Annotated in this window: 16 protein-coding genes; 10 read left to right on the top strand and 6 right to left on the bottom strand. The window is 45.8% G+C overall.

From position 1 onward, the window contains the following. Positions 1-8: 8 nt before the first annotated feature. Positions 9-449 carry an OsmC family protein gene (locus tag B9G69_RS12150; protein ID WP_088614867.1) on the bottom strand — a complete coding sequence of 147 codons (441 nt, stop codon included), beginning with the start codon at positions 447-449 and terminating at the stop codon, positions 9-11. A 122-nt stretch (positions 450-571) separates the two neighbouring features. On the opposite strand from B9G69_RS12150, the gene B9G69_RS12155 reads away from it, so the two are divergent. Together B9G69_RS12155 and B9G69_RS12160 are read left to right on the top strand one after the other, a co-directional pair. Further along, on the top strand, positions 572-2,146 hold the full coding sequence (locus B9G69_RS12155) for an aldehyde dehydrogenase family protein (RefSeq protein WP_088614866.1): 1,575 nt from the start codon (positions 572-574) through the stop codon (positions 2,144-2,146). Positions 2,147-2,202: 56 nt separating this feature from the next. Then, the gene (locus B9G69_RS12160; protein WP_217897678.1) at positions 2,203-3,309 is read left to right on the top strand and encodes a calcium:proton antiporter; all 1,107 of its coding nucleotides are present in this window, start codon (positions 2,203-2,205) and stop codon (positions 3,307-3,309) included. A gap of 75 nt (positions 3,310-3,384) precedes the next feature. On the opposite strand, the gene B9G69_RS12165 is transcribed toward B9G69_RS12160, so the two are convergent. The 3 genes from B9G69_RS12165 to B9G69_RS12175 form a co-directional block, all read right to left on the bottom strand. Then, positions 3,385-4,641: a glutamate-5-semialdehyde dehydrogenase gene (locus tag B9G69_RS12165; RefSeq protein WP_088614865.1), complete on the bottom strand. Its 1,257-nt coding sequence runs from the start codon at positions 4,639-4,641 to the stop codon at positions 3,385-3,387. Next, the gene (gene proB / locus B9G69_RS12170; RefSeq protein ID WP_088617120.1) at positions 4,625-5,413 is read right to left on the bottom strand and encodes a glutamate 5-kinase; all 789 of its coding nucleotides are present in this window, start codon (positions 5,411-5,413) and stop codon (positions 4,625-4,627) included. Before proB ends, B9G69_RS12165 begins: the two co-directional genes overlap by 17 nt. 68 nt (positions 5,414-5,481) lie before the next feature. Next, positions 5,482-6,078, bottom strand: coding sequence for a pyroglutamyl-peptidase I (locus B9G69_RS12175; protein ID WP_088614864.1), 597 nt, complete (start codon positions 6,076-6,078; stop codon positions 5,482-5,484). Positions 6,079-6,281: 203 nt separating this feature from the next. Here B9G69_RS12175 and B9G69_RS12180 point away from each other — a divergent pair, with 203 nt between their 5' ends. Continuing rightward, positions 6,282-7,085 carry a hypothetical protein gene (locus tag B9G69_RS12180; RefSeq protein WP_088614863.1) on the top strand — a complete coding sequence of 268 codons (804 nt, stop codon included), beginning with the start codon at positions 6,282-6,284 and terminating at the stop codon, positions 7,083-7,085. On the opposite strand, the gene B9G69_RS12185 is transcribed toward B9G69_RS12180, so the two are convergent. After that, positions 7,075-7,869 (bottom strand): DUF4476 domain-containing protein, encoded by a 795-nt coding sequence (locus tag B9G69_RS12185; protein WP_088614862.1) that lies wholly within the window; start codon positions 7,867-7,869, stop codon positions 7,075-7,077. The two genes, B9G69_RS12180 and B9G69_RS12185, sit on opposite strands and share 11 nt — an antisense overlap. 175 nt (positions 7,870-8,044) lie before the next feature. Here B9G69_RS12185 and B9G69_RS12190 point away from each other — a divergent pair, with 175 nt between their 5' ends. The 3 genes from B9G69_RS12190 (at position 8,045) to B9G69_RS12200 (ending at position 10,455) form a co-directional block, all read left to right on the top strand. Beyond that, a complete protein-coding gene (locus B9G69_RS12190; RefSeq protein ID WP_088614861.1) occupies positions 8,045-8,719 on the top strand; it encodes a carbonic anhydrase in 675 nt (224 codons plus the stop codon). Positions 8,720-8,998: 279 nt separating this feature from the next. Next, on the top strand, positions 8,999-9,772 hold the full coding sequence (locus B9G69_RS12195; RefSeq protein WP_088614860.1) for a TIGR02147 family protein: 774 nt from the start codon (positions 8,999-9,001) through the stop codon (positions 9,770-9,772). Beyond that, positions 9,772-10,455 carry a hypothetical protein gene (locus B9G69_RS12200; protein ID WP_088614859.1) on the top strand — a complete coding sequence of 228 codons (684 nt, stop codon included), beginning with the start codon at positions 9,772-9,774 and terminating at the stop codon, positions 10,453-10,455. The genes B9G69_RS12195 and B9G69_RS12200 overlap by 1 nt, the downstream gene beginning before the upstream one ends. A gap of 96 nt (positions 10,456-10,551) precedes the next feature. Here the strand turns inward: B9G69_RS12200 and B9G69_RS12205 are convergent, their stop codons facing one another. Continuing rightward, a complete protein-coding gene (locus tag B9G69_RS12205) occupies positions 10,552-11,772 on the bottom strand; it encodes an MFS transporter (protein WP_088614858.1) in 1,221 nt (406 codons plus the stop codon). A gap of 124 nt (positions 11,773-11,896) precedes the next feature. Here B9G69_RS12205 and B9G69_RS12210 point away from each other — a divergent pair, with 124 nt between their 5' ends. The 4 genes from B9G69_RS12210 to B9G69_RS12225 all read left to right on the top strand — a co-directional run bounded on the left by B9G69_RS12210 (position 11,897) and on the right by B9G69_RS12225 (position 17,091). Beyond that, positions 11,897-12,202: an ArsR/SmtB family transcription factor gene (locus tag B9G69_RS12210; protein WP_088617119.1), complete on the top strand. Its 306-nt coding sequence runs from the start codon at positions 11,897-11,899 to the stop codon at positions 12,200-12,202. A gap of 76 nt (positions 12,203-12,278) precedes the next feature. After that, positions 12,279-15,443 carry an isoleucine--tRNA ligase gene (gene ileS / locus B9G69_RS12215; protein ID WP_088614857.1) on the top strand — a complete coding sequence of 1,055 codons (3,165 nt, stop codon included), beginning with the start codon at positions 12,279-12,281 and terminating at the stop codon, positions 15,441-15,443. Between the two features lie 101 nt (positions 15,444-15,544). Beyond that, complete coding sequence (gene tsaA / locus B9G69_RS12220) at positions 15,545-16,291, top strand: tRNA (N6-threonylcarbamoyladenosine(37)-N6)-methyltransferase TrmO (protein ID WP_088614856.1); 747 nt, start codon at positions 15,545-15,547, stop codon at positions 16,289-16,291. Between the two features lie 50 nt (positions 16,292-16,341). Continuing rightward, positions 16,342-17,091 carry a tyrosine-protein phosphatase gene (locus B9G69_RS12225; protein WP_176400925.1) on the top strand — a complete coding sequence of 250 codons (750 nt, stop codon included), beginning with the start codon at positions 16,342-16,344 and terminating at the stop codon, positions 17,089-17,091. Positions 17,092-17,097: the final 6 nt, after the last annotated feature.

Genomic DNA, 17,097 nt, shown 5'->3' on the forward strand with positions numbered 1-17,097 from the left:
CTTTTTTTCTAGGCGAATTGTGCTTGATCAGTGGCGACGGTTTCGCCATTTACTTGCACGGTGTAAAAGATAGGAACTGCTTTTGATAACATGGCTGCCGTCCCGCTATATTGATGAGTCGAACGTTTCACAGCTTCAACAACCTGAGTTGCGTCTATCTCAGAACCTTTGACAGAATAAGTTAAGTCAATGCGGTTGAAGATCTTTGGGTGTTTGTCGGTTAAGCCTGCACGCGCTTCCAATTCCAAACTTTCATAAGTCACTTTGAATTTGGCCATCAGGTCGATGATGTCGGTTCCTGTGCAACCACAAAGTGCAGCGAGTATGAGTTCCTTGGGACTGGGGCCTTGTGCTTTTACTTCAGGGGCAGCAACATCAATATCTCCCTGCATGCCGCGAACTTCAAACTTGAAATGATGACCATCTATTCTGTGGACCTTTGCTCGCATAACGAACCTCTTTTGAAAGGTATTAAAACTTTTCTTAGCCTGTGGGTCAACACGGGAAAAAATCTTGCGCAGATCTGCTGCTAGGAACAACCTAGAGTATCACCTTTGAAAGGATCTGTTAGATGACTTACGATCTTCCTGCATTCCCCGGTATTCCTCAAATTAACGGCCGAATCCTGATTAACGGCGAAATTCGTGAACAAGGATATGAAAGACAACCCGTGTTTTCAACTTGCACAGATGACGGGAAACCCCAACAGATAGGGACTACACCTCATGTCAGTGCGGATGTCTTGCGTGAAGCAGTCGAGGGCGCCTCCCAAGCCTGGGCAAAGGGGCTTGGCGATTGGTCCACGTCTCGTATGGAGGATCGAATTAACGCCGTCATCGCATTTAGAAACGGAATGCTTGAACAACGCGAACTCATCTGCCGCTTGCTAATGTGGGAGATTGGTAAAAACTGGGCAGACTCCCAAGGGGAGTTTGATCGGACCATTCAGTACATCGATGATACGGTGAATGAAGTAAAAAACATGGACCGCGAAGCAAGTCGCTTTCAATTTTCTGGGGGAGTCATGGCGCAAATTCGCAGAGCGCCCCTGGGAGTGACTTTGTGCATGGGTCCTTTTAACTATCCTTTGAATGAAACATTCACGACTCTGATTCCTGCTTTGATTATGGGGAATACAGTAGTGGTGAAGCTTGCCCGCTATGGACAGCTCTTGTGGGAGCCTCTGCTTGAACCTTTTCAGAAAGCTTTTCCTAAAGGCGTCGTCAACATCATCAACGGATTGGGTCGCGAAATTGTAAATCCAGTGGTTAAAGATGGTAAAATTGATGTCTTGGCCTTTATCGGAACCAGCCGAGTGGCAAATCAAATTAAGGTTTCCCATCCTCAGCCTTTCCGTTTCCGCAGTATCTTAAGTTTGGAAGCAAAAAATCCTGCGATTATTTTGGAAGATGCTGATTTAGATAATGCTGTGAATGAATGTGTGCGTGGAGCTTTGTCTTTCAACGGGCAGCGCTGTACAGCTCTAAAAATGATCTTCGTGCATAAAAAGATTTCAGCTGAGTTCACTAAAAAACTTGTGCAGAAGGTGAATAGCATGGTGCCCGGCATGCCGTGGGATAAAGGCGTTTCCATCACACCACTTCCTGATCCAGAAAAACCAAAATATCTGCAAGGGCTGATTGATGATGCGGTTGCAAAAGGCGCAAAGCTAGCCAATCCCGAACAAGGTGGAAAGCTTAAAGGGAATATTTTCTTCCCAGCGATCTTAGCAAATGTTCCTTTGACGGCCCGAGCTGCCATCGAAGAACAATTCGGTCCCGTGATTCCTTTAGCAGAATACGAAAGCTTTAAAGAAATCGAAGAATATATTCTGAATTCTCCTTACGGCAATCAAGCCAGCGTCTTTGGTCAGGATGCAACGAATATGGGGCAAATGATTGATCGCTTGAGCAATCAAGTTTGTCGCATCAACATCAACAGCCAGTGTCAACGTGGACCCGATGTCTATCCTTTCACAGGTCGCAAGAATTCTGCTGAAGGGACTTTAAGTGTTTACGATGCTCTTCGTTCTTTCAGTATTCGCTGCATGGTTGCGGCGAAACAAGATCAGGCAGGCCGCAAGGTGATCCAAGGAATTTTGCATCAGGATAGTTCCAAGTTCTTATCAACAAACGTTGTGCTTTAACTTGACATAACCCGCTGCTCCCTTGGAAATAGATTCTGACAACAAGGGAGCAGAGCGTGTTTAATCTTTCAAATCTCCGTTTAGTAACTTCATGGGGCTCGGTCCTTTTATACTTCCTTGTTCTTTCTAGTTGGATGGACACCGTTACCTCGCCTGCGATGTTAATGGTTCTCTTTACATTATTCTTTGCAGTGATTTTGTGGTCTGCCTTTGGCGTTGTTCACGAGGCCGAAGAACTTGCGGAGCTCATGGGCGAGCCTTATGGCACTTTGATTCTGACATTATCAATCGTCGTGATCGAAGTGGCCTTGGTCGCCGCCGTCATGCTTGGTTCAAACGCAGCCCCTACAATGGGGCGTGATACGATGTTCTCGGTTCTAATGATCGTTATGAATGGCGTTGTAGGGCTTGGGTTATTCATCGGTGGTCTTAAACACCGCGAGCAATCCTACAACCTTCAGGGAGCAGCTTCCTATTTGTCTGTGTTAATTCCATTAACCTGTATCGCATTGATCTTGCCCAACTTCACTACATCTACTGAATCTGGGACATTGTCGTTTTGGCAGTCTACGTACTTTTCAATTTTCTCGATCGCATTGTATGGCGTTTTCTTGATTACGCAGACAGGTCGGCACCGTGCTTTCTATGTTCATCAGATCGAGGGGAAAGTCGACGAAGACATAGATGCTCCACGGCCCCCGATGAATTGGTCCAAAATGAAAATCCACGTAACTTTGCTGTTAGCGAATATCTTGCCGATAGTATTGTTATCAAAGGGGCTCGCAAAAATCTTGGACGCTGAAATCAAAGCCTTGAACTTGCCATTAGCTCTGGGCGGGGTGGTTGTTGCTGCCATCGTATTTGCACCAGAAGGTATCAGCGCCTTGCGTGCGGTTGCGCGTAACGACCTCCAACGCACTATCAACCTGTGCTTAGGAGCTGCGACATCCACAGTCGGTCTCACAGTTCCAGTGATCCTTGCGATCGCATCGTTCACAGGTCAAAAAGTTGTTCTGGGACTTGCACCCCGAGAAGTCACGTTGTTGGGGATGACACTCATCCTAAGTACTCTGACGTTTTCGAATAGAAGAACCACAATGCTTGAAGGAACAGTTCACTTGGTTCTGTTTTTTGTGTTCTTAGTTCTGGTATTCAATCCGTAAAGATTTTTATCTAAAAGAGAGCTACTCACATCGATAGGTAAGTAACTACCTTTTGGGTGGACCTAGTTATCCGCGTTATCCGCGGGTTTGGCCTGTGCCATCTATGAGCCAGCGTGCGTTGGTTAACTCACGCAAGCCCACGGGGCCGCGCACGTGCAGCTTCTGGGTGCTGATACCGAGTTCTCCGCCTAGGCCGAATTCAAAGCCGTCAGTGAAGCGGGTGGAGGCGTTCCAGTAAACGGCGGCGGCGTCGATTTCCTGTTGGAATAAACGAGCGTGAACTTCAGATTTCGTGATGATCGCTTCTGAATGTTTACTGCCGTGTTTTTCGATGTGGGCCATGGCTTCGTCGATGCCAGAAACCACTCGGCAATTTATGATCAAGTCCAAGTACTCCGTGTCCCAGTCTTCAGGCTTTGCAGAGCTGACGCGTTCGTGATTTTTCAAGATGAACAATGAAGCGCTGTCCGCATGCCACTGAAGTTTCTTAGAGTCGGTCTCCGCATACAGCAACGGCAAAAACTGAGCGGCCACTTTTTCATGAACTAAAACTGTCTCTAGGGCATTGCATACGCCAGGACGTTGAGTTTTGGCGTTCGCCACGATTTTTGCCGCCATTGTTAAATCAGCGTCTTCGTCTACAAATGTATGGCACATGCCACGGTCATTCTTAATAATTGGCATTAGCGCCGTTCGCTGAACGAAATCAATCAGCTTATCCCCACCGCGAGGAACCACGATATCGATCATGTCCTTGCGCTTTAAAAGCTGCTCGACCAAGCCCCGGTCATAATCTTCCACACCATGAAATGGAATGAACTTAAAGCCCACCTCAGCCAAAGAATCACGCATCAATTTGTAAATCGCAGAGGCTGAGTGTTTAGACTCAGACCCACCACGAAGCAAAATCACATTGCCAGACTTAAACGCTAATGAAAATGCTTCCAGAATTACATTTGGACGTGATTCAAAGATCATAAAGATCACACCCAAGGGGGCGCGAACCTTTTTAAGTAATAATCCATTTTTCAAAGTTTGCTTATCGATCATCTCTCCAACAGGATCGGGCAGGGCCGCAACTTGCTTAAGGCTTTCAATCATTCCATCGATACGCTCTGGATTTAAAGTCAGGCGATCACGAAATGCAGCTGCAGTGTCTGCAGCTAACGCCTCCAGATCTTTTTTGTTCGCAGCAATAATGTCACTCGAAGCATGGGAAAGTTTTTCGGCAATTTTTAAAAGAGCTTTATTTTTAATCGCACTCTCAAGCTTTCGTTGCTCGCGAGCGGCCTTTTTTAAATCAGCCAACATCAAATCATTTTGCGAGTTCATGGCGACCTCCGAATTGAGTTCCAATACTTGTGCCTTGTGCGATGTGCAGTAAGTTGTTTGGGATGTCGCCCTTCACCAGATGAGTGATAATTTTATTTTTTCCAGCAGTTTCTGCCGCGAGTAATTTTGAATACATTCCACCCGTGCCGACTTTGGAAATGGACTTGCGATCGGCTAACGCGAATTCAGCCTTGCCAACCTTTGGACGATAACGCACCAGTGTCGCATCAGGATTTTTATTCGGATCAGAATCAAACAGTCCTTCCACATCCGTCATCAGCACGACACGCTCCGCCTTCATCATCACAGCCACTTTCGCAGCCAATGAGTCATTATCACCGAACTTGATCTCTTCCGTCGCTACCGCATCGTTTTCGTTTAAGATAGGGATGACTTTCATTTTAACTAATTCACTCAAAGTATTTTGCAAATTCTTACGGCGAACCGGATCTTTCATATCTCCAGCAGTTAACAAAACTTGCGATCCCAAAAGGTTCGCGGATTGCAAAGCCAAAACGTACTGGTCCATGACCAACGGTTGACCGATGGCGCTTAAAGCTTGTTTTTGGGGCAGCGTTCGCTTTGTAGATTTAAAGTTGGTACGAGCCACGGCCCAGGCAATGGCTCCCGAAGTCACCCAAATCACGTCGATGTTATGTTTTTTCTTAAGCTGAGCTACCTGCAGCATCCAAGCGCGCATAAGCAGCGGACCGCCATCACAGACCATTTTACTTCCAGCTTTAATCACCCAACGTCTATTTTTTTTAGCCATACCCAATCCTTGGAACAATGCCTGATTCCAAGTCTAGAGCTGCAGTGATAAGTAGCCAAATGAAAAATCTATTTTTTCAGAGTTTCAAGGATAGCTGTTAAAACGAGTAACTGAGTGTCGAACTCCATGGTTGGAAAAGTCTCTCCATCCTTAAGTTGTTCAGGAAGTAAGGGTACATGGATGAAAACAGCGGGAGTGTTTTTGATATTGGTTAGAACTTTAAAATAAAGGTTATTGCAAACATAGTTCCCTGCGGAGAGTGAAACGCTGACAGGATCATTTTCTAACCATGTGTTTAAGGAATCGCGCAGGCTTTCAACCGGTAGGGATGTCATCACTGCATCGGGTTGATTTTCTAAAATCCTTTGAGCTGGAACAACGGGGTTTGTTTTATCGGCTTTTCTGTTTTCCATCCAGTTGTGAGCAAATCGTTCCAGGCAGATATGTCTGCGGCCCGCGGCTTGCCCGAGCATCACAATCACGTCAAAGGACCCGCTGCTTTCAAAGTGCTTTTGCAAAGTCTGAAATGCAGAATCGAAGTTGACCGGCAAGATAAGCTGATCGATCCCGTTCACTGTACGGGAAAGTTTATTGGCCAATCTTTCAGAGGGATTAATGACCTGATCCCCAAAGGGTTCAAAGCCGGTTAGCAGGATTCGCTTCATAGGGGTCAGTATGCTTTATCCCACGGTTGTTGGAAACGCATATAATGCTTATTAGGTTTAATAGATTCGCTTTCAGGCCTTTGTGAGGGGAGTAAAAAGCAAGGAACTCTATTTTAGTCTCAGTTTGAAAGCCAATTGGCGGAACGCTTTACCTCCCAAACCATAATTTGTTAAATTAGAAGAACACCAGAAGGGGAATCCCATTGAAAAAGTACGTTGTTGTTCTGGCGACCCTTGTTTGCTTTGGTTGCGCCCACAAAAACCAAGAAGTAAAAACTCCTGAAGTTGTTGCCAGTTGTTTTGGTGACGGCGAAAATCAAGAGCTCTGTAAAGCCGAACGAATCAATGACGAAAATAAAGTCGTCACCACTCGTTGTGTCGGTGCTCAAAACCGAAACGCCTTAGCTTCATTGCGCGGTAAGTGCGTTGAAAAAATCTGCAGTCCAGGTTCAAATACGGACTGTCAAATTCGCGGCGAGGTCGCAGTTCTTGATCAGTATTCAGAATTAGTTCGCCACCGATTCTTTGATGACGACGACGGCTCTGCAGAGAACTCGTCGAAAGCGGGTGATGTCGCCAAATCGAATAATAAAAAAGGTAAAAACAAGAAGTCAGAAGAATTGGATGTTGATCCAACCGCAAAACTTCCAAAGTTGCCAGCGAAAGCCGAACCTGTCGCTAAAAAAGTAACGCCTAAACCTGTGTCGCAAACTCCTGCTGAGCCTGCGCCTATTCATGTCACATTGAAGGCAGATACAACAACGACAACTGCGGCTGCTCCAGCTGCAGCCGCAGCGCCTACAGTAGCAAAAGCGACCGGTGCACCGAAACAAGCAGTGGCGACAAAAGCAACTGTCGCGAAAGCTTCATCAGCAGCTGCTTCCAAAGGCAGAAAGCCTGCTTCGGTATCTGGTGCCAGTGAAATTTCTAAAAAAGGTTGCGCTTCTAAAAAGAAGGACGGCAAGTCCTCAAAAAATGCTAAATGCCTCGTTCGAGCTAAAAACTAAGGCCCACAATCCTGCGGGCCTCCGCTCTATCAAAGTATTCAAATTCAGTTTCAATCATATTTTCTAATTGATCGCGATCCGTGACATAGATGTGAAGCAGGCGCAGGGTTTGCAGTTTTGGAGCCGTTGCTTGAAACTGACGAAGGATTGCTGTTAAATCCGACGTATAGATACTAGCGCGTTGTGATGTTTCGGAATACGAAGCCGCAAAGTCCGCCACATTCTGTAATCGGGAAGTATCATCCTGACTTTCGTGCATGCGACTCATCAGCTCCACCAACGAAATTGTCTGAAAGTGATTGGTGATGATTCTTGAGCCGCTATAGACCTCAATGGCAGCACCCTCGCGCAAGTGAACATCAATACGTGCATAGCAGTAACCTTTTAAATATTTGATACGACCTTCTGCTGCTTTTAAGTTGCAGCTTTGCGTTCGATCAGACATTTCAATGATATTGTTCACGCGCCCACGCCGAAGGCCTGAAGAGGTGAGTGAATCCTTACTTATAGTATAGACCTTAATGATCGCGGTATCTGCAGGTAGAGTTGCGGAATAGATCACATTCACTTTGTCTGCTGCGCTTGGGACATTGACGATAATTTTTTGGACGTCTTTTACATCCATATCATTTTGTGAAACTTGGGGGTTATAGTCAGCGCTGACGTTCTCCCATAAGATAGTATTGGAGTCGTGATCATACTCTTTGAGATTTTTATTTTCGGGTCCACAAGCCGTCATTGCGCACACAAGAAGGCTTCCACAGACGAAATTCTTCAGATTCATTGAACGCTCTTTTGTAAAATAGGTTGAGGGACTGGAAAAATCTTATGAAGGTCGCCAAAGAATTGTCTCGTGAAACCTTTGAAATGGAACAATCGCGAATGGAGTGTTGTGACGCGCATAGCTAGAGTTAAACCCCAAATTGTACAATTCCTAACGAGGGATTACACATTTGTGCATGACTCAAGAATCTCTGCTTACGAAAAAAGAAATTCTAAAAATGATGGTCGGCTTTCGCCGTTTTAGAGAGCGTTACTTTAAAGAGCACAATCACTCTGTTTATGACGCCTTGGCAACAGGTCAAAGTCCAAAAACTTTGATGATTGCTTGCAGTGACTCGCGCGTCGATCCGGCAATTTTATTCTCTTCTTCACCTGGAGAAATCTTCGTTGTTCGCAACGTTGCTAACTTGGTTCCGCCCTTTGAATCGAATATGGGTTTCCACGGGGTTTCCGCTGCCATCGAATTCGCGGTCGTAAATCTGCAAGTGGAAAACATTGTGATCTTAGGTCATCGTCAATGCGGGGGGATTCGTTCTTTGTTTCAACCCGAAGCTGTTCGCGAAGGTGGTTTCGTACAACAATGGATGACAATTGCGGGACAAGCGAAAGAAAAAGTTTTGAAAGCGCATCCAAATGCGGATCTTGATCAGCATTGTCGGGAGTGCGAAAAAACTTCGATCGTGACGTCGATCGAAAATTTGCGCACCTTCCCATTTATCGATTTCGCCATCAAAAGTCGTGGCCTGCAGTTGATCGGCGTTTACTTCGATTTGGAAGGCGGTCAGTTGTCTTTTTATGATGATCAAACCGATGCATTCCGGGAGCTCGAAATCTCTAAAGTTCAACCTTAATATGAATTCATCTCGGTGGTAGCGCCTGAAAAGCGTGCTCAGCGCGCCTTTCAGGTGGAGGGTTTTTTGCTGCTTAAAAATTAATCTCCCCAGATTTGGTTTAGTAAACAAAATATCTCTACATTGTTTCCTAACAAAAACCTGACAATTGAGTCTAACCTCTAGATATTCCACTAGATTCCACGAATGCAAAATTTTCAATTTGCGACTCCATTGGAGTCGCAGCAGCATGGCATTTGCGTTGCGATTGTTTCTGTTTTGAAATAGTTAGCTGTATTCATGGGGAATACATCAATTAAAAAAACATCAGAACTATCAAATTTCTTTAACGAGATTTTCTTAAATCGCCGCCGCAAGAATCCAAAGTATTCTATGCGAGCGTTTGCTCGCGATCTTTCTCTAACGCAAGGACGTTTGTGGGAGCTGATCCATGGAAGATATATTCCTGGGACAAAAGTGACCGAGCGTATTGCCGAGTTGTTGAAACTTTCACCGGAAGATAAGGCCCGCATGCAATCTTTGATTGCGGCTGAGAAAGCTCAACCGGTATCCACACTTCGTTCAGTTTCAAGTGATGAGTTCGCGATGATTTCAGATTGGGAACATTTGGCGATCTTTAACTTGATCTCAACTAAAGGTTTCGATCACACAGTGAATAGCATTGTATCTCGGTTGGAAATTTCTCAACTGCAAGCTGAGGGCGCTCTCAACCGATTGTTGGATGCAGGTCTTGTGGTGGAAGAAGACGGTCGTTACGTACCGGCTTACACAAACATCACGACTCAAAACGAAGTTCCCTCTCAAGTGATCCGTGAATTCCACCGTCAAATCATCGATCGCTCTGTCGCATCGTTGCAGCGTGATTCTGTAGAAGCGAGAAGCATCACGAGTATGGTTTTCCCAGCCAACGTTAAAAATCTAGCGAAGGCAAAAAAGATCATTGCTGAATTCAACGTGCGCATGGCGGAGTTGATGGATAAAGGCGACACAACGGAAGTGTATAGCTTAGCAGTTCAATTGGTACCAATCACAGTAACGGAGGGTAGGGCGTAATGAATAAATTTTTGGTAAGTGTTTTGCTTGTTGGTTCGATTGCTTTCCCGACAATGGCTCAAGCGTGGACGTATGTTGGTAATGCCGGGAACGTCGTGCTTTGCAAAGACACTGTTATGGGTTTCTATGATCGTTTTGAAATGGCTTTGCGCTATAAATGGGATTGGAAACGTGCGGGCGTAGGTCGTGCTTACAATTCTGAGCGTCCCGTCGAGGTTTCGATCGCTGCAGCTTACTTGGAGCGCATTAAAAATTTATCTCCGGCCTTGTACACGGAACTGAATACTTACTTGAGCACATTCATCGAAGACGCAAACTTTGTCGACGGTTACCTTCCAAGTGTTGTGGATGACTCTGGCGTGGTTGTTCTTCCAGAAAAAGATTGCACATTGGAACTTTTGATTGTGCAAAGACCCGCTAAATTTCCTAAGAAAACTTATTATACAATCAACAAAATCTACTGGGATAAATTGCAAGCCCAAGATCGCGCTGTGGCGATCCTGCATGAGCTTATCTATCGTGTGATTTTGGTTCGTGGAAAAAACCCTGCGACGTCTGAAGGTGTGCGCATGGTAAATGAAGTTATCTTGTCTGCGAAAACAGCAGAAATGTCAGCGGAGCAGTTTGGTGATCTGTTGATCACGTATTTGGGTGCCAATTACGGTAAAAAAATGGCTCAATAAGAGCGAGAATCTAATTTTTCTGATCTCACTTGGTTCACAATTGAACCAAGTGAGAATTTTGCCAGCACAGTCACAAGACATTAAGATCTAGAGTCTTCATTTCTGACTCTTGCGAAATCCTGTCAGCCACTCTGTAAAGAAATAAATTAGGGCGGTCGCAGGGAATAGTGCCCCCACAATTGTAGTCATCATCCAGCCACCATGAGCATAAGCCCATGCGCCAGCATAGGAGCCAGCAGCTCCACCAACAAAGATCGTCGCAATGTAAAGGCCATTCAGTCTGCCTCGGTATTCAGGCTTTAAAGAAAAAATAGCTCTTTGGCCCAACACAAGCGTCGCGGTAATTCCAGCGTCCAGTAAGATCGCTGCAAACACTAATACTCCTAAGGCCACATAGGATCCCGGCTCCAGTATGTGAGTGACTGCAAACGAGGCGATGGCCGCAAGCATGGCCACAATCGTTGCAGACGTGCTCATGCCTTTATCGGCCAGTCTTCCTGCAAAGGGGGCAGAGATCGCACCAGCCACGCCGGCAAAGGCGAAAATCGCAATGGCTGTTTGTGACAGGTGGTAAGTCTCACTCATTAAATAAAGGGGAGCTGACGTCCAGAACAGGCAAAAGGCTCCAAACATAAAGGCTTGATAGATGGCGCGACGACGTAAAACTGGCGTCGTCACAAAGAGCTCTCCCATGGAAGCAATCAGTTTTCCATAGCGGATATTTTCGGTGTGCTCTGGCTTACGCGGCGGCAGAAATTTATATAGAATAAAAGCCATCGCTGTCATAAACGCTGCCGATAAGAAAAATACGGCATGCCACGAAAGTAAATCTGTCAGTAAGCTTGAGATGGGTCGGGATAACATAATCCCTAGCATGAGGCCGCTCATAAGGCTTCCCACGACACGACCGCGATGGGATTCTGATGTCATGTGGGCGGCGTACGGTACCACGATTTGCACTGCAGAAGTGCCGATTCCCAGAATGAAAGCGGCTGTAAAATAAGGAATAACGCTGGTTGAAAATGCCAAACCTAAAAGGGCTATTACTGCCACCATCATCAACGTGATGATTAATTTCTTATTTTCTAAAAGATCAGCCAGGGGAACTAAAAGTAAAACTCCCAATCCATATCCGACTTGGGTGAATGTCACGACCAATCCTGCTGAAGATGTAGCAATGCCTAATGCCTTGCTGATCATCGCCACGAGTGGTTGTGCATAATAGAGATTGGCTGCGATCACGCCGACCGTCAGGCCTAACAGCAGGGTTAATGTTCTGGCGGGGACTTCCGCAGTGGGGTGGAACACTTGGCTCATGTTGAGGCTCCTATGAACTCCGATGGTGCCGGAGAGTATTTTATTGTTCGATAGATATCGAACAATATCCGTTATACTCTGCGCTTGTGGGATTACAAGATTAATGTTAGATATTTATCTAACAATGGAAACGATCACTCACCCGAAACTTAAAGATGTCAGTTTGGAACAGGTCTTAAAAGCCCTGGGCGATCCCGTGCGCATCTCTGCAGTTAAACAGCTGCTGGCCATGAAGGGGGAGGAAAAAGTCTGCGGGACTTTTGAATATTCCATTACCAAGGCGACTTTCTCTCATCATTTAAAAATTCTGCGCGAGGCTGGTTTGATTCGTTTTCGCGACGAGGGAACGCGTCGTTTTGTCTCTTTACGTCTGCAGGATGTAAAGAAACGCTTCCCAGGATTGATGGAGATGCTTGAAAAAGACCTTTGATGCATTGCGCATTCCGTGAGGTCGGTGCCTTCAGTGGGTGCAAGATCGGGCAAAACCTGATAAATCTTAAGGACCTATGACGAATGCAAACACCTCCAAAACGACTCCGTATACAGCAGTAAAACCCGATGTCCAACTTGCCAAGCAAGAAGAAGGCATTCTTGATTTCTGGGATCAGCAAAAAATTTTCCAACAGACTCTAGATCCTCAGGGTAAAAAAACTTACAGCTTCTATGACGGTCCTCCGTTTGCAACAGGTCTTCCTCACTATGGGCATTTGCTGGCAGGTGTTTTGAAAGACGTTGTTCCTCGTTATTGGACAATGAAGGGTTACACAGTGCCACGTCGTTTCGGTTGGGACTGCCACGGTCTTCCGGTCGAGTATGAAATCAACAAGACTCACAAAATCGAATCTCGCAAAGACGTCTTCAAAATGGGTGTGGCTGAATACAACGACGCTTGTCGCTCGATTGTAAAACGTTACTCCACAGAGTGGAAAACCACGGTTCGTCGCGTAGGTCGTTGGGTGGATATGGAAAATCCATATTTCACGATGGACGTGTCCTTCATGCAGTCTGTCTGGTGGGTGTTTCAAGAGCTTTTCAAAAAGGGCTTGATCTATGAAGGTTACAAAGTAGTTCCTTACTCTGTAGGGATCTCGACGTCGCTTTCAAACTTTGAAGCGAATCAAAACTATAAAATGGTTCAAGACCCTGCGATTACGGTGATGTTTAAACTCATCAACCAACCTGATACAGCCGTGATGGCTTGGACGACCACACCTTGGACTCTTCCATCCAATATGGCTTTGGCTGTTGGTTTGGAAATGGACTACGTCAAGGTTCAAGAAAAAGCGACAGGTCGTAAGTTGATCTTGGCGCAAGCATTGCTTCCATCGGTGTTTAAGAAACCAGATGAGGAAGTTGAAGTTCTGCAAATGATGAAAGGGACAGAGCTTGTAGGTCTGACTTACGAACCTCTATTCCCATTCTTTGGTGATCGCGCTGAAAAAGGTGCGTTCCGTATTATTTCTTCTGAACACGTGACGACTGAATCCGGTACGGGTGTTGTTCACATGGCACCCGCGTTCGGTGAGGAAGACTACTATGCCTGTGCTAAGGCTGGCATCCCATTGGTAAACCCCGTGGACGATGATGGTATGTTCACAGCGGAAGTTCCTGACTATCAAGGTAAGCGTGTAAAGGAAGCTGATAAGGACATCATCGCGGCATTAAAAGCTAAAGGGAACTTGTTCAAACAAGATACGATCCAACATAGTTACCCATACTGCTATCGTTCCGATACTCCGCTGATCTATCGTGCGGTTTCTTCTTGGTTTGTTTCTGTAGAAAAAATTAAAGAGCAATTGATCGCGAACAACAAGCAAACTCAATGGGTTCCTGATCATCTTCGTGATGGACGTTTCGGGAATTGGTTGGAAGGTGCTCGTGACTGGGCGATCTCTCGCAACCGTTTCTGGGGCACTCCGCTTCCTATCTGGAGAAATACAGAAGGTGAAGTGATCTGCGTGGGTTCCCGTGCGGAGCTTGAAAAACTGTCAGGTCAAAAAGTTGAAGATTTGCATATTGAATTTGTGGATAAAATCACGATCCCGTCTCCAACGGGTAAATCTGCTTTGAAACGCGTTGATGGCGTTTTGGACTGCTGGTTTGAGTCGGGTTCTATGCCGTACGCTCAATGGGGATTCCCTGATGCGAACGTGGAAGAATTCAAAAAAGCATTCCCAGCGGATTTCATTGCTGAGGGCTTGGACCAAACGCGTGGTTGGTTCTATACGTTGTCGATTATTGGAACTGCTTTGTTCAACCAAGCTCCATTCAAAAACGTCGTTGTGAATGGTCTGGTGTTGGCTGAAGACGGTCGTAAGATGTCAAAGTCTTTGAAAAACTATCCTGATCCAATGGAAGTATTGAATCAGCATGGTGCGGATGCGCTTCGCTTGTATTTGATCGATTCTCCGGTTGTGAAAGCCCAGGAATTGAAATTCTCTGAAAAAGGCGTTTACGATATCGTTCGTAAAATCTTGCTTCGTTGGTGGAATTCTTATTCATTCTTTGCGAACTATGCCAACATCGATGGCTTTGTTCCAAAAGGTGATGCTAAGAAATCTCCGAATATTTTAGACCAATGGGTTCTTTCTCGTTTGAATGGTTTGATTGCGAACACTCACAAAGAGATGGACGCTTATCGCTTGTACAACGTTGTTCCTCACTTGCTTCAATTCATCGAGGATCTAACGAACACGTACATCCGTTTCAATCGTTCTTTGTTCTGGCAAGAAGGCATGCCTGAAACGAAACGTTACGCTTACGAGACTTTGCATGAAGTTCTTGTGACATTGTCTCGTTTGATGGCGCCATTTGCTCCGTTCATGTCGGAAGTGACTTATAAAAACTTGTCTCAAGTTCTTCCGAATAAAAAAGACTCCGTTCACTTGGAAAGCTTCCCACCGGAAGATCTTTCTATGCTTCGCCCGGAGCTTGAAGAAGCTGTGAAGGCGATGGATACATTGGTGACATTGGGTCGTAATCACCGTGAAAAAATCGGTGTTAAGGCGAAGATCCCGTTGAACGAAATCAAAATCATCCACAGAAGTGCGGCGTTGCTTGAAACTTTGAAAAAGTTCGAACCGTTCTTTGTTGATGAATTGAACTTCCGCAAAGTTGTTTATAACTCGAACGAAGACCAATTCGTTCAAGTGACTGCGAAGGCAAACTTCCCAGTACTGGGTAAACGCTTGGGGCCTAAGATGAAATCAGTTGGCGCCGGCATTATGGCCTTGCCTCTTGAAAGCATCTTGAAACTTGAAACAGGTGGTTCAGTGACTGTTGACGGCGAAGAAATCACATTGGCTGACGTAGAAATCCGCAGAGCTCCTAAAGGTGGCAACGCGAATTTGTCAGTTCACCAAGTGGTATCCATCGAAGTGGATCCGACTGTGACGCCAGAACAAGAACGTGAAGGCCTAGCTCGCGAAATCATGCGTAAGATCCAAGTCGCTCGTAAAACAGCGGACTTCAAACTAGATGACAAAATCACTCTAGAAATCGCCTGCGACGGCGCCTTGCTTGACGCTTTGAACGCACACAAGGACATGATCACGTCAGAAACTTTGACTCACACGTTGAATATCTTGCCTCTAACTGGCACGCCAAAAGGTGCCCATGTAGACGACAGTGATATCGACGGCGAGAAAATCAAAATCGGCGTGCAGAATTAGGTGCCAGGTCCTATTTACGTAAGCGGCGCATAAAAGCGCTGCTTGCTAATGGACCCGCACACTTCTTAAACGCACCGCTTACGTAAATAGGACCTGGCACCATGCAAAAGCACGGAGAGAAATTTGAATTTTCAGCGGTAGGGCATGTGCAAACGCCCTTTCATGATAAATTTGGGATTCCTCGCCAGCCGGGGCTTGCGAATCCCGCTAAGGGCATTATCAAGCTTCTACCTAATCCGGATTTGTTAACTGCAATTCGCAGCATGGAAGAGTTCTCTCATTTGTGGATCGTGTTTGTATTTCACGAACACGGTGGCAAAAACTGGAAACCGAGCATTCGTCCACCGCGCTTAGGTGGCAATCGTAAAGTGGGTGTGCTTGCTTCGCGCTCTCCGCACAGACCGAATCCAATTGGAATGTCGGCTGTAAAAATTGAAAAAATTGATTTTGATGCGAAGGGTGGACCTGAAATCCACGTTCATGGTGTGGATTTGCTCGATGGAACTCCGGTGCTTGATATTAAGCCCTATATTCCTTACGCAGACTCGATTCCTGAAGCGAATGCGGGTTGGGCCAGTGATCCTATTGAAAGAACAGACGTGGTGTTTTCTGACGAGGCTGAGGCGGAAATTAAAAAGCGCGATCCCTCGAACGAGAAAAACCTTCGCAGTCTGATTATCAGTATTCTTGAATTGGACCCTCGTCCGGCTTTTCAAAAGCGCCAAGACCCGATCACTGATGAAAAAAGCTGGGGCCAGAAATACGGCTTCGATATTTTAGGCTGTGACGTAAAGTACGAAATAAGAGACGGTCACTTTTACGTTTACGCGATTATGGACTTGAATTAGGGCTACTGCCGCGGGCTAAAATAGTCGTATCAAAATCTAAGGAGCCTCCATTGAATCTTAAAGGCGCTATCAATTTCCGCGATCTGGGCGGTCAATTGTCTGTTCAAGGTCATAAGCTTAAATCTGGTCAATTCTATCGTTCAGGGGCTTTATCAAAGCTCACAGCAGATGATGTGTTATTGTTGCAAACGACAATCGGGCATGTGATTGATTTCCGTGATCCATCAGAAGCCGCTCATGATAAAGATGTTTTGTGGGAAGGCGTTTCATACGAAAACTGTCCCGCAAATCCCGTCGCCTACAGAATGAGTGCGAACTTGGGCTCGTTCTTTACCAAAGAGCATTTAGAAAATATTCCTCCGCACTACATGGAAAAGCTGTATCGGCAGTTGCCCTTTGATAATTCTGCTTATCGTCGCATGTTTGCGGTGATGGATGAGATGTCGGGTAAAGGCATGCTTCAGCACTGTGCAGTTGGTAAAGATCGCACCGGTGTAGGATCTGCTTTAATGCTTTTGGGACTGGGAATCGATGAATCCCAAGTGATGAAAGATTACTTGCTGACTCAGACGGGACTTGAGCCTTTCCGCAATGGCCTGATGATTCAATTTAAGAGTATTTTGTCAGATAAAGCGATGGAGGGATTCCAATACATGATGGGAGCCCATGAAAGTTTCTTAAGCGCTGCCATCGAAGAAATGAAGAGTAAAGCGGGCAGTATCCAGAAATTTTTACTCACTGAGTATGGCATCACTGAGGAGCGCCAGGCGAAGTGGCAGCAAAAATTCTTTGAGTCGTAAAGACCT

Source organism: Bdellovibrio sp. SKB1291214 (assembly GCF_002209355.2).
In the GTDB taxonomy this organism is placed as follows: domain Bacteria; phylum Bdellovibrionota; class Bdellovibrionia; order Bdellovibrionales; family Bdellovibrionaceae; genus Bdellovibrio.